Origin of the sequence: Labrenzia sp. C1B70 (assembly GCF_000475395.1) — a bacterium.
GTDB classification, from domain to species: Bacteria; Pseudomonadota; Alphaproteobacteria; order Rhizobiales; family Stappiaceae; genus Roseibium; species Roseibium algicola.
The window spans coordinates 22017-46072 of the sequence record NZ_AXCE01000023.1 but is presented as its reverse complement, the minus strand read 5'-3'; the positions used below and the strand labels follow the sequence as shown (position 1 = coordinate 46072).

Here is a 24056-nt window from a genome sequence, read left to right as displayed (position 1 = left end):
TCTTAGCGACATCCGATTACTATTTTCTCTCATTCATGAGAACCTAGACACCAATTGGTTCCCATTCTGAGAGTCGAATCGACAATCATCGCTTACTAGATTTCGAAATGAATTTGAACCCGGTACAACTGTCGGCAGTTCGACAGTTCACTTCTTCGCTTGGACTATGTCGACCCAGCAATAAATCGTTTCTTAGGAAACGGCTATGCCACCTTCCACCAGGATCTATTGTGCCAGTTGCGGGCGTAGTGGTAATAGGAGTAAGAGCAAAACCACTTGGTCAATGATAGCCGGAGGACGGCGGTGACCTTTATAGCGGATGGGAAATCGAGTTAGACCTTCCAAATATTGTATCTTCACTGACCACGAGTTAACTTAACAGTACTAGAAATAGTTCTCGTCGGCAGGGGGCCGGTTGTTCACGCCTATCAATTACCCGAAAAACTCTTGTGAAAAAATGTTGCAACCCTGGCTATCCGCCACAGACAATTTTTTGCGCCTCCCAATCATTCAGAGACATTACTCGATTTCGACCTGCGTCTTTAGCTGCATATAGCGCAGCGTCTGCTTTCGAGATACAAAGCTCAAACTCTATTTGATCTTCAGGTTCGGCGTAAGCAACACCAGCGCTAACAGTTATGGCTTTGAAGCTTTGCGTACTCCATCGATCCTTTAAAGAGCCTTCCACCGCTTTTCGAATTTGTTCTACGATCGCAATTCCGTCTTCCAACCGCACGTCGAGCAAAACCAGCAAAAACTCTTCACCTCCATACCTAAAGGCTTGATGCCTCGTCCCTCTTAGTTCACCTCTTATTATATCCGCAACAGCTCCTAAACACTGGTCTCCAGCCAGGTGACCATGGTTGTCATTGTAGCTCTTGAAATGATCGACATCGATCAAAGCTATGCAAGTCGGCCGAATGGGGGCCCCTGTCTCAGACCAAAACTCGGACATCAACAGTTCAAGACCTCGGCGGTTTTTTAGCCGTGTAAGTGGATCAATTTGTGACAAAAGATTGAGTTCGTCATTTCGTATTTGGTCACGCAAACTAAAGAGATAGGTGCGGCGAAATTGCTTCTCCAATGAATAGTTCGCTATCAATGTAAAAACTGCAGCGCCTGCCATGATCATGACCGCGGTAATTTTAACTTCTACAGGAAACGACTGAAGGTAAAACAGCGCTGTGCAGTACCGAACGAAAGTAATAATTGTAGATATTGCCGCATATGGAAACCGTAATCTCTGAACGACATTGGTAAAAATTACCACAAGAACAATGCAAAAATGATGGAACCCCTTCAGTTGACTATCGCCCAACAAAGTAAGGTAAAGAATGAATAGCCCCTAGATTTGTAGACGCCTTCTTCCCTAAATTTGAGGCAAGGAGGCCTTCATGGGCAAAGGCAATTTCACTGAAGAGTTCAAGCGCGATGCAGTGCGCCAGATTACCGAGCGAGGCTATCCGGTTTCGGAAGTTTCGCAGCGCTTGGGCGTGAGCGCTCATTCTCTTTATGCGTGGCGCAAGAAGTACGCGTCGGCGGCGTCCAAAGGCGGTGAACAGTCCGATGAGATCCGGCAATTGAAGCGAGAACTTGCTCGGGTCACCGAGGAGCGCGACATCTTAAAAAAAGCGGCCGCGTACTTCGCCAAGGATGCAAAGTGAGGTACGCGTTCGTGGCCGAGCATCGCTCCGTATTTTCCGTGCGGGCGATGTGCCGCTGTCTGTGCATCCATCCCAGCGGCTTCTACGCTTGGTCGAAGAGCCCACTGAGCAAGCGGGCTCGCGAGGACATTCGCCAGACAAGGTTGATCGAGAAAGCCTGGAAGCAGAGCGGCAAGGTCTATGGCTATCGCAAGCTTCATGATGATCTGCTGGACCAGGGCGAGACAAGCTGCGCCAACCGGGTTGCCCGTCTGGCCAGACTGGCCGGGATCAAGGCTCAGATCGGCTACCGGCGTCGACCCGGCTCTTATGGCGGAAAACCATCTATCGTGGTCGACAACACCCTGGCACGGCAGTTCGATGTCGATGCACCGGACACCGCCTGGGTGACCGACATCACCGACATCACCTACATCAAGACCATGGAGGGCTTTGCCTATCTGGCCATCGTGATCGACCTGTTCTCGCGTCGTGTTGTTGGGTGGTCACTGCAAAACCGTCAAACAACAGAGCTTGTCCTCCAGGCTTTGCACATGGCCGTTTGGCGCAGAAAGCCGCGGTACACGGTGCTGGTCCATTCCGATCAAGGCTCCCAATTCACGAGCATGGATTGGGCCAGCTTCCTGCGGCACCACAATCTGCTTCACTCCATGAGCCGACGTGGCAACTGTCACGACAATGCCGTGGCGGAGAGTTTCTTCAACCTGCTCAAGCGCGAGAGAATACGGCGCAGAACCTATCGAACCCGCGACGAAGCGCGTCAGGACGTATTCGACTACATCGAGATGTTCTACAATCCAATACGCAAGCACGCTCGGAACGGTATGCTGTCGCCCGTCGACTTCGAGAACAGACACCAATCATGAACTGAAAGGTGTCTACGAAACGCGGGGCTATTCACCGATAGGGAGGCACTGTTGCCATAACGATTGCCAGAAGGATGCCTGACATGCGGCAAAAACCAAGCCTCCGAGCTGTGCTAATTGCTGGAACACTTGGCCAGACAGCTTTCGAAATTTACGCTTGGCTTTTCTCTCCTTTTTTGTTTGGTGTTACTCTTGAACCAAGCAAACTGATAGTGGCGCTGATTGGACTGAGGTTGGGAATCGAGGTCCCTTATGCACTGGGCTTCGCGCTACATGCGGCAATTGGAATTTTCGGCTTCACGGCCGCCGTTCTGACAATCTACTGGTTTTTACAAACTCGTCTGATGATGGCCGGGCTGATAAGCGGCGTAATTCTCTGGTTCATTGCCCAGGGTACATTAGCTCCGCTTGTAGGGCGCAGTTTCATGATGGGACTTGGTCCCTATACCCAGTCATCCTTTGTAGGCCATGTGATGATGACACTGATCATCGCCTACTTTTTAAAGAAGCTTAGTACACTGACCGAGCAGTCGAGCAACAATAAAGGCTTCGGCTGAACCGTGTAGCAAAGCCTCTACAAATATGTCTGATTTGGTTCACCGCCAGTTCGCATTAGAGAAAATCATCGCGTCTGGGCGTGAAGCAGTCGACCAGTCGTCCAGGCTCCAGACAAACACACCCGTGCGTGAGGCCGGAAGGGATGACGAAACTGTCCCCTGCTCCAACCTCACGCGTTTCATCGCCGAGGAAGAACCTGAACCGGCCGCTTTCGACAAATGTCGACTGCACATGCGGATGGCTGTGCAAAGCGCCTTCGGCACCCTCCTTTTCAAAGCAGAATGCCACCAACATAAGATCCGGGTGATCGGCCAGCACCTGCCGGGTAACGCCGTCGCCGGTCTTCACAATCTTGAATTCTGTCACGATCAGGTTCCTTTTCGGTTTCGGTCAGCTGAAGAACAGGCCGCCATTGATATCGACGTTCGCTCCCGTCACAAAAGACGACTCGTCTGTTGCCAGGAAGGCCACGAGATTGGCGACATCCTCAGGTGTCCCTTGACGCTTCAATGGGGTTGCGGCTTCTACGTTCTTGCGCACTTGCGGCTTGGTGAAGATATTATGGAAGTCCGTGTCGATCATGCCAGGACACAGCGCGTTCACCCGCACGTCCGGCCCCAGTTCCTTGGCGAGGCCTCGGGTTAACGTCATGATAGCTCCCTTTGAAGTTGCGTAGGCTACTGCGCCACCGCCGCCACCGTCCCGCCCGGCCTGGCTGGCGATGTTGACGATCGCTCCGGATTTCAGGTGCGGAAGACACGCCTTGATCATCAGGAACGTGCTGGTCAGATTGAGATCCATCACGGCACGCCAATGCTCGAGAGACATCTCCGCTATGGTTTTGCGGGCAATCAGTCCGCCGGCGTTGTTCACAAGAACGTCAATCCCTCCGAATTCCGAGATTGTCTTGCCGACAAGTGCTTCGACTTCGGCAGCAGCGTTGAGGTCGCCCTGCAGTGCAAACGCATTGCCGCCAGCCGCCTTGATCTTCGCAATGGTTTCTTCCGCGCCAACATTGCTTGAATAGTAGTTTATCGCGACATTCGCGCCTTCCTCTGCGAGCCTGAGCGCGCAGGCTTGGCCGATGTCTCTGCCGCCGCCTGTGACGATTGCGGTTTTTCCCTTTAGTTTCATGTTTGGTCCTCAAACAGGTGTCAAATCGCCGGGTATCCGGCATCGAGTGGGGTGAAGTCAGGCTCGCCGGTGGCACACCAGAGCCGAGAGATTTTGGTTTCCAATTAGGCTGTCACTCGAACAGCGACGGCAGGAACAACGAGAATGCGGGCACGTAGGTGATCAGCATGAGGGCAACAAAGAGAGCCAGGTAGAATGGCCATATGGACTTCAGTGCTTCCTCGATCTTGATCTTGCCGACCGCACAGCCGACAAAAAGACAGGTTCCGACGGGTGGCGTACACAGTCCCAAACCAAGATTGACCAGCATCATGATGCCGAACTGAACTGGATCCATGCCAAGTTCTCTGGCGATTGGCAGGAAGATCGGCGTGCAGATGAGGATCAGTGCCGCCATGTCCATGATCATGCCGAGCATCAGCAGCATCAAATTGATCATCAGCAGGATGAAGATCTTTTCTTCGGAGATCCCCAGCAGGAAGTCGCTGAGCTTTGCCGGCACCTGATAAAGCGCAAGCAAATAGGCGAACGAACTGGCAAAGCCGATGAGGATCATGACCATCGCGGTCGTTCTCAGCGCGGAGGTCACCGCCACTACAAAGCTGTCCCAATCTAGTGTCTTGTAGACAAATGCCGTGAGCAGCAACGCATAGATCGCGCCGAAGGCCCCTGATTCCGTTACGGTGAATATACCCGACAGGACACCACCGACGATGATGACAGCAGTAATCAAGCCAGGGATCGCGGCAATCGCCGTCTGTCCAACAACGCGCCAGCCGGGGAACGGCTCGGACCCGTAATTGTGCTTCAAGGCAACGACATAGGCGGCAACGGCCAGACAGAGGCACATGAGAATACCGGGTATGACGCCGGCCAGGAAAAGTTTGGAAATCGAAATCCCGCCACCCGCAGCCACCACGAAGATGATCATGTTATGGCTCGGCGGTATGACGATACCGGCAATAGAAGAGGTAACAGTGACATTGACGGCGTAGTCGGGCCTGTAGCCCTTGCCCTTCATCACTGGAATGAGCAGAGACCCGAGGGCGGAGATATCGGCAATCGCGGATCCGGAAATTCCGCCGAAAAGCATGCTGGAAAAGATGTTGACCGAGGCCAGGCCGCCGCGGACGTGACCAACGAGCGCCGAGGCCAGTTTCACCAGCCGCAAGGCAATCCCGCCATGCAGCATCAGTTCACCGGCAAAGACGAAAAAGGGGATCGCCAGCAGCGAGAAGGACGCGACCCCGGAAATGGAGCGCTGAAACGTCATCAGGAGGGGAAAGCCCTCGTACCAAAACGCTGCCGCTGCGGAGATTCCCATAGCGAAGGCGACTGGAACGCCCAGAACAACACTGATTCCAAATACGCCCAGCAGGATTGCGAGACCCATTTCAGATTACCTTTTCGTTTTTGTAGATCTCGCCGCGCATCAGGGAGCGTCCCCTCAAAAGGACCCGTGCGCTGGCAAACACAATCATCAACCCGCCGCATAAAACGGCTGACAGGGTTCTGAAACTTTCGGGAATGTTCAGCATCGGCAGCCGCGTAGACCAGCCGAACTCGAAAAGCTCAACGCATGCCGACAGCATGACTGCGCCGAAAATGGCAAGACATAGATCCGTCAACAGAAGAAGAGCTTGACGGACGCGTGCTGGCAGTGCGTCCCGAAGGAATGTAACCCCCAGATGTGATTGTTCATGGATCCCGATCGCTGCTCCGAGAAACGTGATGTAGCAAATCAGCAAGAGTGCGAGCTGTTCGACCCAAGTGGGTGTCTGATTGAGAACGTAGCGCCCGAACACCAGCCAGCCAAAGGTCGCAACCAGCACGACCAAAGCGACAGACCCCACCAAAACACAAAGGCGTTTCAGGCGGTCCAGCCAGATTTCAAGCTGATCCCAGATATTCAGTGCGTTCGGCATTGAAGCGGCTCCAGAACCTGCAGGGCCTTGCCGGAGGAGCTGGCAAGGCCCTGCGGCAACAGTGTTACTGCGCGTTTCTGAACAGGTCGACCAGTTCGGTGAGGTCCGGGTTCTGTGCCAGGAAGGCATCATACACCGGAGCCATCGCCGCCTGGAACGCGGCCTTGTCCTCAACGGTATTCACAGCGACACCACCTTCTTCAACCTTGGCCATGCTCGCGGCCTCTCGTTTCTGCCAGAGCTCGCGTTGCAAAGCCGTGCTGTTGCGACCAGCTTCCCTGACGATTTCCTGCTGCTCGGGCGTCAGGGCGTCAAAGGTCTTTTTGCTCATGCACAGGCACTCGGGAATGATGAGATGCTCTGTCAGGGAATAGAACTTGGCAACTTCAAAGTGGTTGGTGGATTCATAGGAAGGCGGATTGTTTTCCGCGCCGTCCACGACGCCCGTCTTGATGGCCTGGTACACTTCGGCAAATGCCATCGGCGTTGCATTGCCACCCATGGAGTCCACCATGCCGACGAAGAGGTCATTGTTCATGACGCGAATTTTCATGCCCGTCAGGTCTTCCGGCTCCTGGATGGACTTGACCGAAGTGTAGAAGGAGCGGGCGCCGGCGTCATAGTAGCCAAGTGCGACAATTCCTTTTTCCTCAAGGCCCTTGCTCAGCGCGGCTCCGGCCTCACCGTCCATGAGTTCGTACATCTGCGGAACGCTCTTGAAGATGAACGGCAATGAGACGACGTTGGCTTCCGGAACAACCTGACCCATCGGCCCGAGGCTGAAGACGCCGAAATCGACTACGCCAAGACGGGTCTGTTCGATGGCATCAGGCTGCGAGCCAAGCACTCCGCCGTGAAAGACCTTGCCAGTGATCTCGCCGTGAGTTTTTTCTGAGACCTCTTCGACAAAGGCTTCCATGCCATGTGAAACCGGGTAGTCCTCTACGTGGATGTTCCATCCGCGCAGTTCCTTGGCCTCGGCGGAGATGATGGCCGTGGTCGTTGCTATTGCCGCAGCGAAGGCGATGCTGAGTTTGAATGATTTCAATGCGGTCATGAGTTCCTCCCTGATTAACCAGGCAAGACGATACGCATTTTACAATTTTTTACAAGTTTAATTTTTTGACGAACAACTTTTCATGCTAATCGGCCTTAATATGTTGAAAAACAACTTTCTTTCCGATTTCCTTCAAGACTCTTCTTTCGATTCTTCCGCTAAAGCTGGGCGATTCAATCGATTTATTTTGCGGTCATTACGATGCTTGCAGTGGCAACCCGCCTGCCATTTTGTGATTTAGTCGTGGTTTGAACTACAAGTTACAACTTATCTCACCGGCCACGCTAAACCGTGTCGTCGGCAGATGTGAAATTGCTTCGGTAGTAAAAAAGGGGAATATAGATGTTTCCTGAGTTCTATCAGAGTGATGGCCATTTTCTCATAGCCTTCCTTGGTAGGGTCGATCTGGCTAACCATGCTTATTCGGACCTATTTTGCAGACATTGGCATCTTACAAATTATTGACAAATTATGCATCCGGGATTAGTCGTTCCAAAGCCACGACAGTTCAGAACTCAGATATGACGGAGCCTATAAATGTCAGATCTCGATGATGCGACCCATGACAGACTAATGAAAGTTAGCTCCGCCACTCTCACAACAGTGATGTTCAAGAGGGGCTTGAAGAACATCTTTCTGCAGGGGGTAATCCGACTTCGCCCCGGCCCCAATATGGTCGGCCCGGCTGTTACTCTCAGATACATTCCAGCGAGAGAAGATCTGGACCACCTGGGCTCTTTCGCAGATCGAAATAACGCACAGCGAAGGGGCGTTGAAGAATGCCCTGCCGGCGCCGTGTTCATGATCGACTCACGAATGGATGCTTCCGCGGCTTCGGCCGGTTGCATCCTGGCCACGCGGCTTCAGTCACGGGGATGCCGGGGGATCGTTACGGATGGCGGTTTCCGGGATACGCCCGACATCGCTAACCTCGAAATGCCAGCCTATCACACCCGCCCGAGTGCGCCGACAAATTTGACCAAGCACCACGCTGTTGCCGTCAACGATCCGATCGCCTGTGGTGGTGTTTCAGTATTTCCCGGAGATATCATTGTCGGCGACAATGAGGGGGTTGTCTGCATTCCTCGCCACATGGCAAAGGATGTTGCTGATGAAGCCCTAGAGATGACTGTATTCGAAGACTTCGTTCTGGATATGGTCAAAGATGGGGCATCTACCTTCGGCCTTTACCCGCCGACGGATCCTTCAACCAAAGACAGGTTCAAATCGTGGCGTCAGGGAAACGGCAAATAATCACGACGACTTTAAATGACGGGAATATGCGGGATCGGACCTTGTCCGACCGGGCTTACGAGAACATTCTCGCAAAAATAATGGATGGAGATATCCCGGTAGGTGGGAAACTGCCAACAGAACATGTCCTATGTAATGAATTCGGAATTTCCCGACCGGTGCTACGACAGGCACTAAAGCAATTACGTGAAGACGATGTCATAGTTTCACGCCAGGGATCAGGCTCGTTTGTTAAACGTCGACCTGAAGGTGCTGTTCGCGATTTTGCGCCAGTTGGTTCAATTGCTGATATTCAGAGGACGTTTGAGTTTAGAGCGGCCATTGAGGGCGAAGCAGCCTTTTTCGCAGCTCAGCGCCGGACTGACGCCAACCTTTCGGAAATGCGCAACGCTTTGGAAGAACTCGATCGCTGCATCAAAGAAGGCGAGCTGGGCGTTGCGGCGGATGAGGCGTTTCACGTCGCCGTCTGTAACGCGGCCGACAATAAATATTTCGCGGCAGCTAGATCCTCCATGCAGTCGAACATACTGACGGGAATGAATCTTACCCGTAACTTGTCGCTAACCAAACCCCAAACGCGCATGAGACTCGTTCAATCAGAACATTATCAAATCTTCGATGCCATCAATAGGTCAGCGCCGGAGGCTGCCCGAAAGGCAATGCGTGACCATGTCGAAAACGCCAGGAAGAGAATCTTTGAAGGGTAAGCTGAAGTAGGAAAACATAGCGCTTCCCACAAATAAGTCAGCGGACAGCTTTTCTCCGCTCTTAGAGCCGCATTCAGGCTTCGTTCACCATTGCAAATCCGAAGAGTTCTGCAAGCCGACCTCTCTTTTCGCGGCCCCCCACTGACCGGTACAACCGAAACCCCAGTTGGCCACATCATTGCTTCAAAACCCGCAATGGATTTTCTGGCAGAGTGTTACCCGTGCCATTACGACTAGACCACCCCCGTCATCACCGATTGATCTTTCCGAGGACATGCTCAAGAGAGACCGAAAAACGTCGGCCTGAAGCGCAGCATTCAAGAATGCCGGGTGATGGATGCAGGTGACTTTCCTGATCCAGACAACCATTTTGATAAAGTTTTCGCCATGCATTTGATTACCGTCGCACCTGCCCCGAACAAGCTGCTCCGGGAACTCGAGCGCGTCACGAAACCAGGTGGGACCGTCATTTTCGTCAACCATTTCTCAGCGAACACAGGTTGTCGATCGATGCTAGAACAGAGACTGAAGTGCTTCGGTCACCGCTCGGCAAAATCCATTTGCCGCTCGAGTGCGAGGAAACCCTTCCGCCCTTCAAGCTTTTCACGCTGATGCGGTTTCGCAAGCCTGCCTGATACACCGAAGCGCGGCCGTCAACACTCTTTGATTTTAGCTGGGCTCAGGCCGATCTCGTTGTCCCAGTAGGGCAATACGGGGTCAAAGACCTCGACCAGATGATCAATCAGATAGCGCGCGGCGCGCGGAATCAGTTGCCTGCTCGGGAACTGGATTTGAAGCGACTTGGACGGCATCTCGAAACCCGGCAGGAGCCGTACCAGTTCGCCGCTGGCGAGAAAACTGCTCGCGACAAATGTCGGAAGCCGCCCGATGCCGCCTCCCGCAACAAGAGCCGAACACAGCGCTTCGCTGTTGTTTAGCTTCAGGTTTCCGGAAACACGGATTTCTTCCGGCCCCAGATCAGACCTGAATTCCCAGACATCCATGTTGTCGGAATAGGAGAAGAACACACAGTTGCGGGTGCTGAGGTCCACTGGACTGGCTGGAACGCCATGCCGCGAGACATAGTCCGGGGAGGCGCAAATGACACTGCGAAGCGGCGCCAACTTGCGCACTATCTGAGCGGAATCGGGCAAATCTCCGGTCCGCAACGCGAGGTCGAAATTGCCATCGATCGAGGTCATCATACGATCGTCGAGCGTAAGGTCCACACGCAGTTTCGGGTGCAAGGCGAGAAATCCGGGCAGCCGGGGCACGAGATGGCGGCTGCCGAAGGACATCGGGGCGAGAATGCGGATCTCGCCGACGGCCTCGTTGCCGTAGAGCGCCGCTTCCCGTTCCGCTGACTGGACATGATGCACGGCCTCGGTAGCGTGAACGAAATAGCGGTTGCCGGCATCGGTGAGCGCGAGCTTGCGTGTGCTTCGCTGCAGGAGCTGAATCCCCAGGCGCTTCTCCAGTTGGGTCACTCTGCGGCTGACAGCGGATTTGGTGACGCCCAGACGGTCTGCCGCTTTGGAGAAGCTGCCTTGCTCGATGACGGCCACAAACACCGCAAAGTCGGGAATTGTTTCCATTTCAAACTCTTTGTTGAATCTTGATCAACCAATAGTCAATCTATCGCTATATAGTAAACATTAGTGTCAATAATAGATTGCAGTGGAACCGATCTTGGAGGGTTTCATGGCAATGATCACAACAACCAGTCAGGCTCAAGCTTCAGCCATTCCGCTGATTGTTCTTGTCGGCACGCTGGTGGGCGGCAATTTCGCACTGGCCAAATACGTCGTGACGAACGGTATCTCGCCCCTCGTTCTGTTCGAGTGGCAGGTCCTCGGCGCAGGACTTGCCCTTTTCTTCATTCTTGCTGTCAGATTTCGTTCAGATCTTGTAATCCTCGGCTCCCGCCCGGTGCTCATTTACAGTCTCGTCAATGGGCTGCTCGGCGTGTCCATTCCGCAAATTCTCAGCTATTTCGCCTTGCAGCAGGTGCCTGCCGGCCTGTTTACGGTGCTCATCACGTTGTCACCACTGCTGACCTTTTGCCTGTCATCGCTGGCAGGAAGGAAATTGCTGCCAATGCGCAGGTTGCTGGGGATCCTGAGCGGCCTTGCCGGTGTCACAGTCGCGACCGCCGACTGGGAAGCGTCCACCAACGCGGGCTTTCTGTGGCTCCTGGCCGCCGCCTTGACCCCTTTTTTCCTGGCACTCACTAATGTCTACCGGGAACGTGCCATGCCAGCAGGCGCCAATCCGCTCGCCCTAGCCGCCGGTACCCTTCTGTCGCAAGCAATCCTGTTCATGCCCGTGACACTGTTTCCAGATGGCGGACAACTGCCCTTGCACGATCCGGGTCGCCTTCACCTGGCAGTGCTGTGCCTTTGCGCCGTAACTGCGCTCAGCTACGTACTGACATTCGAGCTGTATCGGCGCACGGACGGTGTGGGCTTCAGTCAGGTCGGCTATTTTGTGACGCTTTCGGGCATCGCGATGGGGGCATTCTTTTTCGGCGAGCCCATCAGGCCCTGGTTCGCCTTCTCGGTTCTTCTGCTGTTTCTCGGAATGGCCCTATCCAATGGACATCTCTCGACGCCGCACCGCAGGGTCCCCGGCGGCGACTAAGGCAGCAGCTGCTGTAAATCATCACTCGTTTCAGGAGATACACAATGCAGATCACCTCTTTTACCGACACCCCGCACCGCGATCTCGTGGCCGCGCTCTATTCCGCAGTCGACAATCTTGACGCAGTGGCAATTGGTAGGCTCGTCACCCGGGACGTGCGGTTCCGTCTGGGTAACTTTGATGAATTGCGCGGAAAACCGGCTCTGATCGACGCCAACAACGCTTTTTTCGGCACGATTTCAGCCATGCGCCACACAATCGATGACATCGGGTCCGAAGGCCAGACGGTCTATTGCACCGGGTCGGTTCACTATACGCGTCAGGACGACAGCGAACTCACCTTACCTTTTGCAACGAGGCTGAAGCTGGAAGGTGGACAAATTGCCGACTACCGTGTGTATGTGGACGTTTCCCCCTTGTGAGGATTGCGGGCCGTGGGGCCTGTCCCCCGGCCCGTAAGTCATTTTTCTTCGCCTTCAGAGATCGTTTACTCTCATTCGAGTTCCACGCCGAGGTATCGGGCGGTGCTGTCCAACTTTGTGTGGCCGACAAGCAGCTGCACCGCTCGCAGATTGCCGGTCTTTTTAGAGAGTTGGTCGACCTTCCTCCGCCTGATGGAATGCGTGCTATATCCCAATTGAATTCAATACGAGAGGCACATTTAACTCGATCAATCGGCCTTCAGTTCAATTTTATGGCCCATAAATCATATCGACTCATTATGATCCATGAATCATAACCACAATATATGATCCACTAATCATATTGACTTTTTATGATCCATAACTCATAATCTAAAAAGGAGTCAATATATGAAACAGTTAGCACGAACACCCAAAGACATAGGCCACGCCATTCGCGAAGCGCGAAAGGAGTGCAGGCTATCTCAGACAGAACTCGCTTCAAGAAGCGGCCTGTGGCAGGAAACCATTTCCAAGATAGAGAACGGCGTCGCGAGCACCAAGCTGGAAACGCTTTTTGACCTGCTGGCGGCTCTGGATCTTGAGATCCAGGTGCAACCGCGCAGCAAAGGTGTGCGCTCCTCTATGGAGGACTTGTTCTAAATGGGACGCCGGCGAAGCTATCGCCCTTTGAACGTGTTCATGAATACGCGCCATACTGGCACGCTTACGCGTGAGAGCACGGGTGCCATCAGCTTCGCTTACGACAAGACTTGGCTGGATTGGGAAAATGCTATGCCCGTTTCCCTTTCTTTGCCTCTTCGCAAGGATCGGTATATCGGCGCACCTGTGATGGCCGTATTCGACAACCTGCTTCCAGACAACGACGACATTCGAAAGCGCGTTGCCGAGCGCGTCGGTGCGCAGGGCACGGATGCTTACAGCATGCTCTCGGAATTAGGACGTGACTGTATCGGCGCACTGCAATTCTTACCAGATGGGGAAGAACCGCATGCGACTGGCAAACTGAGCGGAGAAATAGTCAGTGAAGATCAGATCGAAGAGGTATTAAACAATCTAGATGTTGCACCACTTGGCATCCGCAAAGAGCGAGACTTCAGGATTTCCGTGGCGGGTGCGCAAGAAAAAACCGCGCTGCTCTATCATGAGGGTCAATGGATTGAACCATCGGGAACGACACCGACAACACACATCATCAAGCCGCAGATCGGCAAGCTGCCGAACGGCATGGATTTATCGGACAGCGTTGAAAACGAATATCTGTGCTTGAAACTCCTTGAGGCGTTTGGCTTTCGCACAGCCAACGTCGAAATGGCGACGTTTGGAAAACGCAAAGCTCTTGTTGTCGAGAGGTTTGATCGCCTTTGGGCGAAGGATGGCCGACTGATCCGCCTGCCACAGGAAGACTTCTGTCAGGTGCTTTCGATTCCGCCGACCCGAAAATATCAAAATGAGGGCGGTCCCGGCATCGTTGACATTATCGACAGAATGCGGGGAAGCGATGAGCCAACGCAGGATCGGCGAGACTTTTTCAAAGCGAACATTCTGTTCTGGCTGATGGGCGCTACGGATGGCCATGCGAAGAATTTCAGTATTGCGCTTATGCCCGGTGGCCGCTTTCGCATGACACCGCTTTACGACGTGCTAACTGTGCAGCCAACCTATGATCAAGGCCAGATCCAGCGGAATGATTTCAAGCTGGCCATGCGCTTTGGCAAATCTAACCATTACAAGATCGAAAACATCCATGGACGCCATATTGTCGAAACGGGTGTCCAAGGCGGTTTATCAAAGGATGCCATAGGAAACTTATTCGAAGAGCTTCATCAGGACGCTCCGAAGGCCATCGAAAAAACGATAAAGGAACTTCCGAACGGATTTCCCGCTGCTTTGATTGAGTCAGTTCAAGGGGCAATTTCAGACCGACTGAAGCGGCTGGACTAAGACACGTCCCAACTCACGCACAATGTTGGCAAGCTAGACTCGATAATTCCAAATGCCAGTCGATCCAATTGATTGGCAGATACAAGTCGATAGTCACGTTCTTCGAAAACTTAGGTATCTTTCTCTGAATTCGATACGAAGTTCAGTTCAGACTTTTAACTCGCCGTTTTTTGCATTGAGCGTTGTAAGATGAATGGTCGTGTTCTCCAACGAAACGCGATTTACGGTGCTGTTCGGCTTACAAAGTCGCGAGCACGAAAGGCTGCACGGAGTATTGTCCTTAGAACGCTTTTCTACATGCATTTTCGGATAATCTTCCTTGCAGGGTGAAGTTTAACTTATCTCTTTTCTGCCGAGCCCCGGCGTCCTGAGAACGACTGATGTACTTGCTTACCTAGTTAATGTGGATTGCATTTGGGACGTCGACAAGGTTGTCTTCTCGAGTGCATATGTGATTTAGTCTGACGATACATTTACACCCGAAGTGACTTGTCTTCGGATTTTTAAGATTGAGTACTTGACCCGATGGCCCGATCGGCGGCTTCTCGATACAGACTGGTACTGTTGGTGGCCGCAGTCATTTCGGTCGTTTTAGGAACGAATGCCATGGCTCTGTTTGGAACAAACGTTATCTTTTCGGAAGTGTCCGGAACAGTAATTAAAAACGGCAAGCCAGTCGAAGGTGCCAAGGTTCTTCAGATCACCTTGTGGTCAAAGCCTGGAGAGGTTCCAGAAAAAGCCGTTTTAACAGACAAGAACGGTCAATTTTCTTTTCCTGAGATCAGTCGCCCCGCGGGTTTCTCCAACTTCCTCCCTGGGGAAATCACCATCGTCCAGAAAATCAATATTGAATTTGATGGCAAGGAATACCGCGGTTGGCTCAACACCAAGACGAATTACGAACGAGAAGGCGAGCGCAATCGCCCACTCCGTTTCATTTGCGACTTAGACCACACGCCTAGCAATACCGGCGATGATTTTGGAGTTTGCCGGCTCGCTTAGCGTCGAAGAGTGGAGAACGCTGTTGTCCCTTGCCCTTTCCCCCGCCCAAACGGTCCAGTTGGCGCAAAGCGCCTATGCGATGCGGCTAGATACGGATCTGTTAACGGCAGCCCAGGCCGCCGGACCTGGTGGCGAGCAGTTTGACATTGCCTCCGGAACACGTTTCACCGGCGTCTCCGGCCTCAACATACCTGGTGGCTCGAGCAGGACGGGCTTCGGCTTCGTTGCTCACGGCAAAGCTGGAACACCTAGACACGGAGAGACACTCATTTGCGTGCGTGGCACGGAAATAACTTCCGGCCACGACCTCATGACGGATGCGCACATGAGTGCCGCACGCAGTCCACTTGGGCTCCCCGTCCATGAAGGCTTCAGAAATGTCGCGACAAGCATTCTCGGGCAGGTACAAACCGCACTGCGCGGAAGAAATCCAAGAACACTCCATATCATTGGTCACAGCTTAGGTGGCGCAGCTGCCACAATCCTGGCGGAAGCGCTGATAGGAACCTCGAGCATCAAGCTATACACCTACGGTGCGCCAAGGGCCGGATTGGATAGCCATGCGCAGGTCGTCACGGCCGGCCTTGGAGCTCGCAATGTTTTTCGTGTCTATCACGATACAGATGTTGTGCCGATGCTGCCGATTTTTCCGTTTTGTCACATACCCGTTGGAGAGGTGGCTTATTTGCTGCGCGGGCCTGGCACGCTGGTAAGCATAGATGCTCATTTCCTGGTTTCGTACCGCAAATCTGTCGGCCTGAGTGATTGGTCGGGTTTGCCGGTGATTGCTCATCGCCGCTTCTCACTGGATACGGTCGACGATTTGCTTTCCCAAGCTCAATCGGCGGCCGTCGGGCCCGCCATGCACTCAATTGTCGTCTTGAGACTAATCGAAAAAATCCTTGGAATGTTGCTTGATGCCGCCGGGGTGGTCGTAGGCCTTGCCTTTTTCGGTGCCGCGACCGTCCTTGATAAGATGGCTGCTGCACTGACAAACATGGCAGCCTCTTCACTCGCCGCGGCCGAGCGGGTTGTAGAGTTCGTGAATGTCGTTATGCGGTTCCTTGGCAAGCAGCTACTCGAGAAAGGTGCAAAACTCACCGTGTCCTTTTTGCGCTGGTTGTTATCGATGCTTGTTTCCGTAATCGGTGGCTTCGCAATGCGGGCAATAGCAAGTCTACGTTAATTCCGAGGAAGCGTGACTACGACGTTGTCGTGCGGTGAAAGATTTGAGAACAACTGAATAAGCTATATCTCTAGCGAGGCGTTGGCAGGGAGAGGAACGAGGACATTCTCGTCACTCGCGGTTCAAAGGCCGCTGTCAGGGCAACGGGCCACGCAACAGAAGGGGTCGGTTCCGGCTGGGGGCGAGATGACACCCTAAGTGTAGCGGCTTTAGATTGCCCCAGCTTGGGATCAGAAGGTACGAACTTTGAAATTCCCTATACTGGAAACACATAATTTGAGCTCATCTGGACTTCCGAGGTCATTATCGGCATAGTTTGTGCTGTCGGCATCGCATTGGCTTTCTTCGCGATGCGCATTCGACGTTGGAACCTGGACCCCTCGCGGTGGCTATGTCGAGCGCCTATCCCTCGACCAACTTCAATTGAGCGCTCCTTCTTTTGCTTTGTGCCACCAGTCCCAGCAGCCAGTTAGGCTGTCCACGTGCCTTTCAGCACTGCCACTGATGCTCGCGGGTGAGGGCACCCGAGTTGGAAGAAGAAATTTCCCGTTCAAGAAAACATTCGGACTACCGAATTGCACAGTCCAGACGATACGCAGAAATGCTGCGTGTTTTTAATGGCATTTTCGCCGAAGGCATAATGAGTAGCGTGCACATCGATTTTACCGCATTTGCCGAGACGCTCAGACGAAGCCACAGCGTGACCAATTTTGTGTATTACAACATTGTTCCGCGGTTCGAAGACGAATTTCCCAAGCGGCGGCTTTTGGATTGGCTATCCTACAATGGCTACCTTGTTCGAGAAAAATACGGCAAAACAGTCACACGAGATTCCAGAACCTTTCTGAGAGGGTCTGTTTCGCTGGATATCACGATTGATGCACTCGAAGTAAGCGACAAGGTCGATGGCTTGATAATTCTGACCAACGACGTGAATATGTGTGCGGCCATCCGATCACTTCATCGGAAGACGACTTGGGTTGCTGTTGTGACCTGGATAAACGATGTCAATTTGCAGATCGACAGCCAGCTTCGTCGCACTGCTGACAAATTATTGCGCCTGGATCTCGGTGAAAATACCTGACTGACGCGAGCGGAGGGCGCAATCCCTTGCGCCACTCCATTTTTGCAGGTTTGTGTCAATGACACTGACCTGGTTGCATATTCAACGCATCAGCAGGATCGGCACCTTGCAGGTCCGGACCATTTCCGTCGTCGTCGAGCCAATGATCAGACTGCGGATACGCGAGTGACCATAGGCTCCCATGACGACCAGGTCGTATTGCTGCTCTTCCACCAGTTTGCCCAGGACCGCTTCCGGTCTGCCGTTCTCGATGATGATGTCCGCACTAAAGCCGCCGGCCGCCAGCGTATCCCGGGCATTTTCAAGAGCCTTGCGGATCTCCGGAGTTTCTGCGCCGGCAAAGGCCAGCGTGACGGGCAGGCCCGCCAGCAGCTTGTGCCTGGCCAGGTAATCCACGGCCTTCAGCGAAGACTGGCCGCCGTCAAAGGCGATCAGCACTTTCGAGACCGGCTTGAACTCGCGGTTGGCGACGAAAACAGGTTTCCGGCAGGAGCGTACGACACGTTCCAGGTTGGAACCCAGATGCAGCTTTGCAAAATCCGCCGCTTCGCCACGTTTGCCGATAACGATAAGATCGCCTGTGTCTTCCTTGGCCAGAACGGTCTCCACCAGGTCACCCTGCCGCAGCCGGGTTTCCACGTTTACGCCATCGGCTTCGACGATCGCCCTGGCGTCTTCGAGGATCGCGCGGCCCTGGGTCTGGGCGAGTTTCGCGCGCTGTGCATCGAGTTCGCTCAGTTCCTCCAGAATGTGAGATCGAGCGCCGAGTTCGATGGCGCCGCTCAGGTTCTGGCTTGCGACACCTTCGCGGCGGCCGAGCACATGGTAGATTTTCACCGTGGCGTCGGTCCGCTTTGCGATCCAGGCCGCGTAATGGCAGACGCTTTCGGAATATTTCGAACCGTCCACCAGGGCAATCAGTGTGCCTGTCGACATGTGTGCCTCCCTAATGTCCCAGAAGTTTTTCCATGGCGCCCGGCCTGTCGTGTATTGCAAGCCTGTCGACGATGGTTTCCGATGCCTCGTTCATGCCGAGGATATCGACCTCGGCCCCTTCGCGCCGGAATTTCAGGACCGCCATGTCCAGCGCGGCGACCGAGGAAATGTCCCAGATATGGGCCCGAGTGACATCGATTGTCACCATTTCCGGCGTCTCCCTGAAGTCGAAGGCCTTCATGAAGTCCTCGACTGACGCGAAGAACAATTGCCCCTCGACAACGTATGTCCGGTGCTGCCCGTCCGGGCTGATCGTGGTTCTGACGCGGAAGATCTGCGAGATTTTCCAGGCAAAGAAGATGCCCGACAGGAGCACGCCGACGAGAACGCCGATGGCCAGGTTATGGGTGTAGATGACAAAAAACACCGTTGCCAGCATGACGATTGAAGACGAGCGCGGATGCTCCCGCAGGTTCTTGATGGAGCTCCAGGAGAAGGTTCCGATCGAGACCATGATCATGATCGAGACCAGGGCGGCCATCGGGATCTGCCCGACGAGATCTCCCAATGCAACGACCATGAACAACAGAAATACACCGGCTGCGAAGGCAGACAGCCGGCCGCGGCCGCCGGACTTCACGTTGATCATTGACTGGCCGATCATGGCGCAGCCGGCCATACCGCCGATGAAGCCTGTTGCGGTGTTGGCGATACCCTGGCCGATGCATTCCTGGTTGCGGTCTGATGGCGTGTCCGTGAGATCGTCGACGATCTGCTGCGTCATCAGGCTTTCCAGCAATCCGACCACCGCGACAGCAACCGAATAAGGAAAGATGATCTGCAACGTCTGGAACGTCAGTGGAATATCCGGGATAAGGAACACGGGCAGCGTATTGGGCAATTCCCCCATATCACTGACCGTGCGCACGTCCCAGCCGAACAGGATCGTCAGTCCGGTGAGCACGATGATCGTGACAAGCGGCGACGGAATAACTTTGGTCACCCGCGGAAACAGATAGATGATTGCCAGTCCACCTGCGACGAGCGCGAAGGTCAGCGGCGGCACGTGCGCAGGATCGAGTTCCGGCAATTGCGCCATGAAGATGAGGATGGCGAGGGCGTTGACGAACCCGGTCATCACAGATCGGGAGACGAAGCGCATCACGTAGCCAAGCTTCAGTAATCCGGCTCCGATCTGGAGCAAACCGGCCAGGACCGTGGCAGCGAGCAGATATTGCAGGCCGTGGTCTTTCACCAGGGTGATCATCAGCACCGCGGTTGCTGCGGTTGCCGCGGAAATCATGCCCGGACGGCCTCCGGTGATCGCAATGATCACGGCGATGGAAAAGGAAGCATAAAGGCCGACCTTCGGGTCGACCCCGGCGATGATGGAAAAGGCGATAGCCTCGGGAATGAGGGCAAGCGCCACAACCAGGCCTGACAGCAGGTCGGCGCGGATATTGCCCGTCCATTGGTTTTTGTAGTTTGTGTATGAAATCATATACAGCCCAAAGTTCTGCTAACCGGAGCAACGATGCTGCTACGGCTTTTCAGATGTGAATTTTCGGGTTGTCCGGCGGATCGGCGGCCGGAGGAGCCACCCGGGAATCTCACCCGGGTCCTGACGATTTGGTTCTCTTAGCTTGTTGCGGCGCAAAAGCCAAGGGGATCACATATAGTGGCTTGAAGGCGAAATCCTACTCGCTCACCTCAAGGCATTGCCGATCATGAACGGCCTTGGTCGGTTTCTTGAATGACATGTCGTCTTCCCGAGCTCATTCGAACTGACAAAGACGGCAATGTCCACATGAAGAGCAGAAATTAGGAATTCGAACGCTGCCGCCGTAGTGTCAGACGCATTTGCTTCTCCGATTCCAGGAGCGCAAAGAAGACACAGCCGATTGCAACGATTAGGACGCCATCCGCCAAGGACACCGCTTGCGTTCCGAGAAGCAACTGCAAGGGTGGAACAAAGGTGATCGCGAACTGTGCCCCGGTCACCGCGAGAACGCACGCCCAGACGACGGGGGTTCCCCTGACGGCGTTCCAGTTGAGCGAGGTGGTGTAAATGTTGCGAATGAAGAACAGGTGGAAGATTTCCAGCACCACAAGCGTGTTCATCGCCATCGTTTGCGCAAGTTCGGTGGTGTAGCCGCGGTCACTCGCGTAGAAGAAGATCCCGAACACCGCCGCAAGAAACAGGGTCGAGACGAGCACAATATGCCAGACAAGCTCCCCTGACAGCAGGGCTTCGTTGCGTGGACGTGGCGGGCGTCGCATCGTTCCCGGTTCGGAAGGCTCGAAGGCGAGCGCAAGGCCAAGCGTTACGGCGGTTATGAGGTTCACCCAGAGGATCTGCACCGCCGTGATCGGCAGTGCCATTCCGGCGAAAAGCGCGACAACGATGGTCATGGCTTCACCGGCATTGGTGGGCAGGGTCCAGCTGAGGACCTTCTTGATGTTGTCGTAAACAGTGCGGCCCTCACGCACCGCAGCCGCAATCGACGCAAAGTTGTCATCGGCAAGCACCAGCTCAGCAGCTTCCTTGGCGGCCTCGCTTCCCTTCTGGCCCATCGCGACCCCGGTATCGGCGCGCTTGAGCGCTGGCGCGTCGTTCACACCGTCGCCAGTCATCGCCACGGTCAGGCCACGGGATTGCAGCGCGGTAACGAGCCGCAGCTTGTCGGCAGGCGAAGTCCGCGCGAAGATATCGGTCTCAATCACCGCTTGGGCCAGAGCGGCGTCTTCCATCACTGCAAGATCGGCCCCGGTCAGAACGCGGCTTGCATTCTTCAATCCGATCATGCCGCCGATGGCACGGGCCGTTGCCGCATGATCTCCGGTTATCATCTTCACCCGGATACCGGCAGTATGGCACTCGGCTACAGCTTCAATGGCTTCCGCGCGCGGCGGATCGATAAGACCGATAAGACCAATGAGCGTGAGCTGACTGCCTACATCGGCAATATTTAGGACAGTATGGTCCTGCGCCACGCTTCGCACAGCGACCGCAATGACGCGCTGACCTTGCGCGGCAAGGTCCTCCACCTGCCTCTGCCAGAGTTCCTCGTCCAGCGGTTCCGTGGTGCCGTCGGCGGAGCGTTGGTTCGCACTTAGCGCAAGCAATGCCTCGGGCGCACCCTTGACGTGAATGCAGGTATGCCCCGCGTGATCGTGGTGAAGAGTAGCCATATAGCGATGGGCGGAATCGAAGGGGATCGCGTCGGTGCGGGTCCACTGGCGGTATGGCTCTGGGCCTTCGCCCGAGATCTTTCCGGCGAGCGCCATGAGGGCACCCTCCATCGGGTCTCCTTCTACGCGCCAGCCGTCCTGCGACGCGTGAAGGACGGCATCGTTGCACAGCGCTGAGGCGAGAGCGAATTCCAGCAGCACCGTGTGCTGATCTGGATCGGCATCGGCGTCGTGCCAGCGGATCGCGCCCTCCGGTGCGTATCCGGTTCCGCCGATCGAATAAATGTGTTCTGCCGTGGCCAGCGAGGCCGCGATCATCTCGTTTCGTGTCAGGGTGCCTGTCTTGTCGGAGCAGATGACGGAGACAGAACCCAGTGTTTCGATTGCCGGCAGACGGCGAACGATGGCGTTGCGGCGCGCCATCGCCTGTACACCGACGGCGAGGGTTATGGTGAGCACCGCCGGCAGCCCTTCCGGGATCGCGGCGACCGATAGGCCGACGACGGCCATGAAGAGTTCCGCAAACGGCAGATGACCGACATAATAACCGTAAGTCAGAAGTATCGCGGCAACGAGCAGGATGAAGGCCGTGAGCCAGCGGGCAAAGCGGTCCATTTGCGTCACAAGCGGCGTGGTAAGCGTCTCCACGCGAGAGAGCATGCTACTGATGCGTCCGATCTGTGTGGAGGCACCGGTGGCAGTGATCACGCCGCGTCCCGCTCCGGCCGCGACCAGAGTGCCGGAATAGAGCATTGACGTCCGATCCCCAAACGCAACGTCCCGATCAACCGGCGCCGTGCCTTTTTCGACCGGCACGGATTCGCCGGTCAGGATTGCTTCCTCGGCTTTTAGCCCCCGCGCCTCTATCAGCCTCAGGTCTGCCGGGACCCGGTCTCCGGCCTCCAGCAAGACGATATCGCCCGGCACCAGGTCTGCCGCATCGACGCTTTGCCGCCTGCCGTCGCGCAACAACGCCGAGCGAGGGGCCAGCATAGCGCGAATGGCATCCATCGCCTGCTCGGCGCGCCCTTCCTGAACGAACCCGATAACCGCGTTGACGATGATCACGGCGAGAATGACGCCGGTGTCGATCCAGTGCTGCAAGGCGGCTGTGACCACCGCTGAGCTGATCAGGACATAGATCAGCAAGTTGTTGAAATGTGTCAGGAACCGCAGAAAAGAGTTCTGCTTTTTAGGCTCCGGGAGCCGGTTCGGACCATGCGCGGCGAGACGACGGGCTGCCTCTTCCGCACGGATGCCCTTCTCGTCGACGCCAAGTGCCTCAAGCGCGGCCTTGCCGCTCACGGCGTGCATGTCGGCGCCAGGTATGCGGTCGTTCATCCAGTCACCTATCCTGCAGTCACCAAAGAAGGCTGCGATCCAAATTGTCGATCCTAAACAAAGGCATGATCACGAATTCGAACGGTCCACTTGGTCATCTTCGTACGGTCCGGTAGGGCGCGCATCCATTTCGATCACTTTTCCCTCCGTTTTGGCTTGACCTGGTGCAGCCCTGACAGATCAGATTGAGTGCAACGAGCCGCTGCGTGCCAAAATGTAAAAAACACGTTATGGCGGCCAGGGGACTGAAGCGATGATCAAGATCATGGTGGCCACGGATTTTTCTGAACGCTCAGATCGGGCGCTGAGGCGCGCGACCCTTCTCGCGCGGCAGTCCGGGGCTAGCCTTGAGCTCATCCATGTGGTCGACGACGATCAGCCGCACCAAATCGTCGAGGCAGAATGCAAAGAGGCAGAGATACTGCTGCATCAACTCGCCGCAACCCTTCTGGAGATCGACGGAATACCATGTACATCCCGGGTCATGTTGGCAGCACCGTTCCTGGGGATTCTCCAGGCCGTCGATGACTCAGTCCCCGACCTTCTGGTTATCGGTCCTCATCGCAAACAGTTGCTGCGGGACGTCTTCATCGGAACCACGGCGGAGCGGACGATACGGTTGGTGGCGTGTCCCACGCTGATGTCGAATGCAGTTCCCGCCGGAACCTACAGACGCGTTCTGCTGACAACCGATCTATCCGCTGGCTCTCGCGACGCGCTGCGTCGCTTTTCCGGATTGGGGATCGGCAAACGGGCACATAAATCGCTGCTCTATGTATTCGACGCCCCAGCGTTGGATCTGGCATTCAGCCACACAATTCCTCAAGGCGATCAACAGCAGTACCTGGCTGAGAAGCAGAAGGAAGCGTCGCAACGCCTTGCGGAATTTCTGGCTAGCCTGAAACAGGGTACGCTTGAGTCAATGGTGCGCTACGAGGCGACAGACACAGCAGGTGAGATCATAAAAACCGCGCGCGAGGAACAGGCTGATCTGCTCGTGCTATCGACGCGTGGAAGTCGTGGAGCGGAGAAGAAGTACATCGGAAGCGTGACCGAATACGTGCTGGGAACGTCATCGATTGATGTGCTTGCCATTCCACCTCTGCACAGCGAACAAAATGACTGAGACGTGACCCCAAGTTGG

Annotated in this window: 23 protein-coding genes and 2 other annotated features; of the genes, 13 read left to right on the top strand and 10 right to left on the bottom strand. The window is 54.9% G+C overall.

Features of this window, described 5'->3' with window-relative positions:
- Window positions 1–472: 472 nt before the first annotated feature.
- A complete protein-coding gene (locus tag Q666_RS53655) occupies window positions 473–1126 on the bottom strand; it encodes a GGDEF domain-containing protein (protein ID WP_161633194.1) in 654 nt (217 codons plus the stop codon).
- Between the two features lie 268 nt (window positions 1127–1394).
- Here Q666_RS53655 and Q666_RS53645 point away from each other — a divergent pair.
- Both Q666_RS53645 and Q666_RS53640 read left to right on the top strand, forming a co-directional pair.
- A protein-coding gene (locus Q666_RS53645; protein WP_152533397.1) for an IS3 family transposase occupies window positions 1395–2530 on the top strand; the annotation gives its coding sequence in 2 pieces (ribosomal slippage) (window positions 1395–1620 and window positions 1620–2530; 1137 coding nt in all).
- An 83-nt stretch (window positions 2531–2613) separates the two neighbouring features.
- A complete protein-coding gene (locus tag Q666_RS53640) occupies window positions 2614–3087 on the top strand; it encodes a hypothetical protein (protein WP_200863731.1) in 474 nt (157 codons plus the stop codon).
- 55 nt (window positions 3088–3142) lie between these two features.
- Here the strand turns inward: Q666_RS53640 and Q666_RS53635 are convergent, their stop codons facing one another.
- The 5 genes from Q666_RS53635 to Q666_RS53615 all read right to left on the bottom strand — a co-directional run bounded on the left by Q666_RS53635 (window position 3143) and on the right by Q666_RS53615 (window position 7204).
- Window positions 3143–3454 (bottom strand): cupin domain-containing protein, encoded by a 312-nt coding sequence (locus Q666_RS53635; RefSeq protein WP_022998182.1) that lies wholly within the window; start codon window positions 3452–3454, stop codon window positions 3143–3145.
- Between the two features lie 24 nt (window positions 3455–3478).
- Window positions 3479–4222, bottom strand: a complete 744-nt coding sequence (locus tag Q666_RS53630; RefSeq protein ID WP_022998183.1) for a glucose 1-dehydrogenase — start codon at window positions 4220–4222, stop codon at window positions 3479–3481.
- Between the two features lie 112 nt (window positions 4223–4334).
- Window positions 4335–5615 (bottom strand): TRAP transporter large permease, encoded by a 1281-nt coding sequence (locus tag Q666_RS53625; RefSeq protein ID WP_022998184.1) that lies wholly within the window; start codon window positions 5613–5615, stop codon window positions 4335–4337.
- Window position 5616: 1 nt separating this feature from the next.
- Window positions 5617–6147 carry a TRAP transporter small permease gene (locus tag Q666_RS53620; RefSeq protein WP_022998185.1) on the bottom strand — a complete coding sequence of 177 codons (531 nt, stop codon included), beginning with the start codon at window positions 6145–6147 and terminating at the stop codon, window positions 5617–5619.
- A gap of 64 nt (window positions 6148–6211) precedes the next feature.
- On the bottom strand, window positions 6212–7204 hold the full coding sequence (locus tag Q666_RS53615) for a TRAP transporter substrate-binding protein (protein WP_022998186.1): 993 nt from the start codon (window positions 7202–7204) through the stop codon (window positions 6212–6214).
- Between the two features lie 537 nt (window positions 7205–7741).
- Between Q666_RS53615 and Q666_RS53610 the strand changes: the two genes are divergently transcribed.
- The 3 genes from Q666_RS53610 to Q666_RS65620 all read left to right on the top strand — a co-directional run bounded on the left by Q666_RS53610 (window position 7742) and on the right by Q666_RS65620 (window position 9777).
- Window positions 7742–8458, top strand: coding sequence for a ribonuclease activity regulator RraA (locus tag Q666_RS53610; protein ID WP_022998187.1), 717 nt, complete (start codon window positions 7742–7744; stop codon window positions 8456–8458).
- Window positions 8459–8499: 41 nt separating this feature from the next.
- Window positions 8500–9165, top strand: a complete 666-nt coding sequence (locus Q666_RS53605; RefSeq protein WP_208993790.1) for a FadR/GntR family transcriptional regulator — start codon at window positions 8500–8502, stop codon at window positions 9163–9165.
- Window positions 9166–9498: 333 nt separating this feature from the next.
- Window positions 9499–9777 (top strand): methyltransferase domain-containing protein, encoded by a 279-nt coding sequence (locus Q666_RS65620; protein WP_081713317.1) that lies wholly within the window; start codon window positions 9499–9501, stop codon window positions 9775–9777.
- Window positions 9778–9818: 41 nt separating this feature from the next.
- On the opposite strand, the gene Q666_RS53595 is transcribed toward Q666_RS65620, so the two are convergent.
- The gene (locus Q666_RS53595; protein WP_022998191.1) at window positions 9819–10760 is read right to left on the bottom strand and encodes a LysR family transcriptional regulator; all 942 of its coding nucleotides are present in this window, start codon (window positions 10758–10760) and stop codon (window positions 9819–9821) included.
- 106 nt (window positions 10761–10866) lie between these two features.
- Between Q666_RS53595 and Q666_RS53590 the strand changes: the two genes are divergently transcribed.
- The 7 genes from Q666_RS53590 to Q666_RS53565 all read left to right on the top strand — a co-directional run bounded on the left by Q666_RS53590 (window position 10867) and on the right by Q666_RS53565 (window position 17443).
- The gene (locus Q666_RS53590) at window positions 10867–11805 is read left to right on the top strand and encodes a DMT family transporter (protein ID WP_152533396.1); all 939 of its coding nucleotides are present in this window, start codon (window positions 10867–10869) and stop codon (window positions 11803–11805) included.
- Between the two features lie 44 nt (window positions 11806–11849).
- Window positions 11850–12227, top strand: coding sequence for a nuclear transport factor 2 family protein (locus Q666_RS53585; protein ID WP_022998193.1), 378 nt, complete (start codon window positions 11850–11852; stop codon window positions 12225–12227).
- 390 nt (window positions 12228–12617) lie between these two features.
- Entirely contained in the window at window positions 12618–12869 is a 252-nt protein-coding gene (locus Q666_RS53580) for a helix-turn-helix transcriptional regulator (protein ID WP_022998194.1), read from the top strand.
- 39 nt (window positions 12870–12908) lie between these two features.
- Window positions 12909–14171, top strand: a complete 1263-nt coding sequence (locus tag Q666_RS53575) for a type II toxin-antitoxin system HipA family toxin (protein ID WP_353608358.1) — start codon at window positions 12909–12911, stop codon at window positions 14169–14171.
- A gap of 606 nt (window positions 14172–14777) precedes the next feature.
- On the top strand, window positions 14778–15173 hold the full coding sequence (locus Q666_RS53570) for a DUF6795 domain-containing protein (RefSeq protein WP_022998196.1): 396 nt from the start codon (window positions 14778–14780) through the stop codon (window positions 15171–15173).
- Between the two features lie 22 nt (window positions 15174–15195).
- The gene (locus tag Q666_RS65045) at window positions 15196–16359 is read left to right on the top strand and encodes a lipase family protein (RefSeq protein WP_161633196.1); all 1164 of its coding nucleotides are present in this window, start codon (window positions 15196–15198) and stop codon (window positions 16357–16359) included.
- 370 nt (window positions 16360–16729) lie between these two features.
- Window positions 16730–16778 (top strand) — a sequence feature (sul1 is cis-regulatory element that is thought to sense ions involved in sulfur or methionine metabolism; They are found in Alphaproteobacteria).
- A 110-nt stretch (window positions 16779–16888) separates the two neighbouring features.
- Entirely contained in the window at window positions 16889–17443 is a 555-nt protein-coding gene (locus Q666_RS53565; protein WP_152533395.1) for an NYN domain-containing protein, read from the top strand.
- An 81-nt stretch (window positions 17444–17524) separates the two neighbouring features.
- On the opposite strand, the gene Q666_RS53560 is transcribed toward Q666_RS53565, so the two are convergent.
- The 3 genes from Q666_RS53560 to Q666_RS53550 all read right to left on the bottom strand — a co-directional run bounded on the left by Q666_RS53560 (window position 17525) and on the right by Q666_RS53550 (window position 22912).
- Window positions 17525–18379, bottom strand: coding sequence for a universal stress protein (locus tag Q666_RS53560; RefSeq protein ID WP_022998199.1), 855 nt, complete (start codon window positions 18377–18379; stop codon window positions 17525–17527).
- A gap of 10 nt (window positions 18380–18389) precedes the next feature.
- Complete coding sequence (locus tag Q666_RS53555; RefSeq protein WP_022998200.1) at window positions 18390–19880, bottom strand: SulP family inorganic anion transporter; 1491 nt, start codon at window positions 19878–19880, stop codon at window positions 18390–18392.
- A 66-nt stretch (window positions 19881–19946) separates the two neighbouring features.
- Window positions 19947–20004, bottom strand: a sequence feature (sul1 is cis-regulatory element that is thought to sense ions involved in sulfur or methionine metabolism; They are found in Alphaproteobacteria).
- A gap of 196 nt (window positions 20005–20200) precedes the next feature.
- Window positions 20201–22912, bottom strand: a complete 2712-nt coding sequence (locus Q666_RS53550; RefSeq protein ID WP_022998201.1) for a cation-transporting P-type ATPase — start codon at window positions 22910–22912, stop codon at window positions 20201–20203.
- Between the two features lie 253 nt (window positions 22913–23165).
- Here Q666_RS53550 and Q666_RS53545 point away from each other — a divergent pair, with 253 nt between their 5' ends.
- Window positions 23166–24038, top strand: coding sequence for a universal stress protein (locus Q666_RS53545; protein ID WP_022998202.1), 873 nt, complete (start codon window positions 23166–23168; stop codon window positions 24036–24038).
- Window positions 24039–24056: the final 18 nt, after the last annotated feature.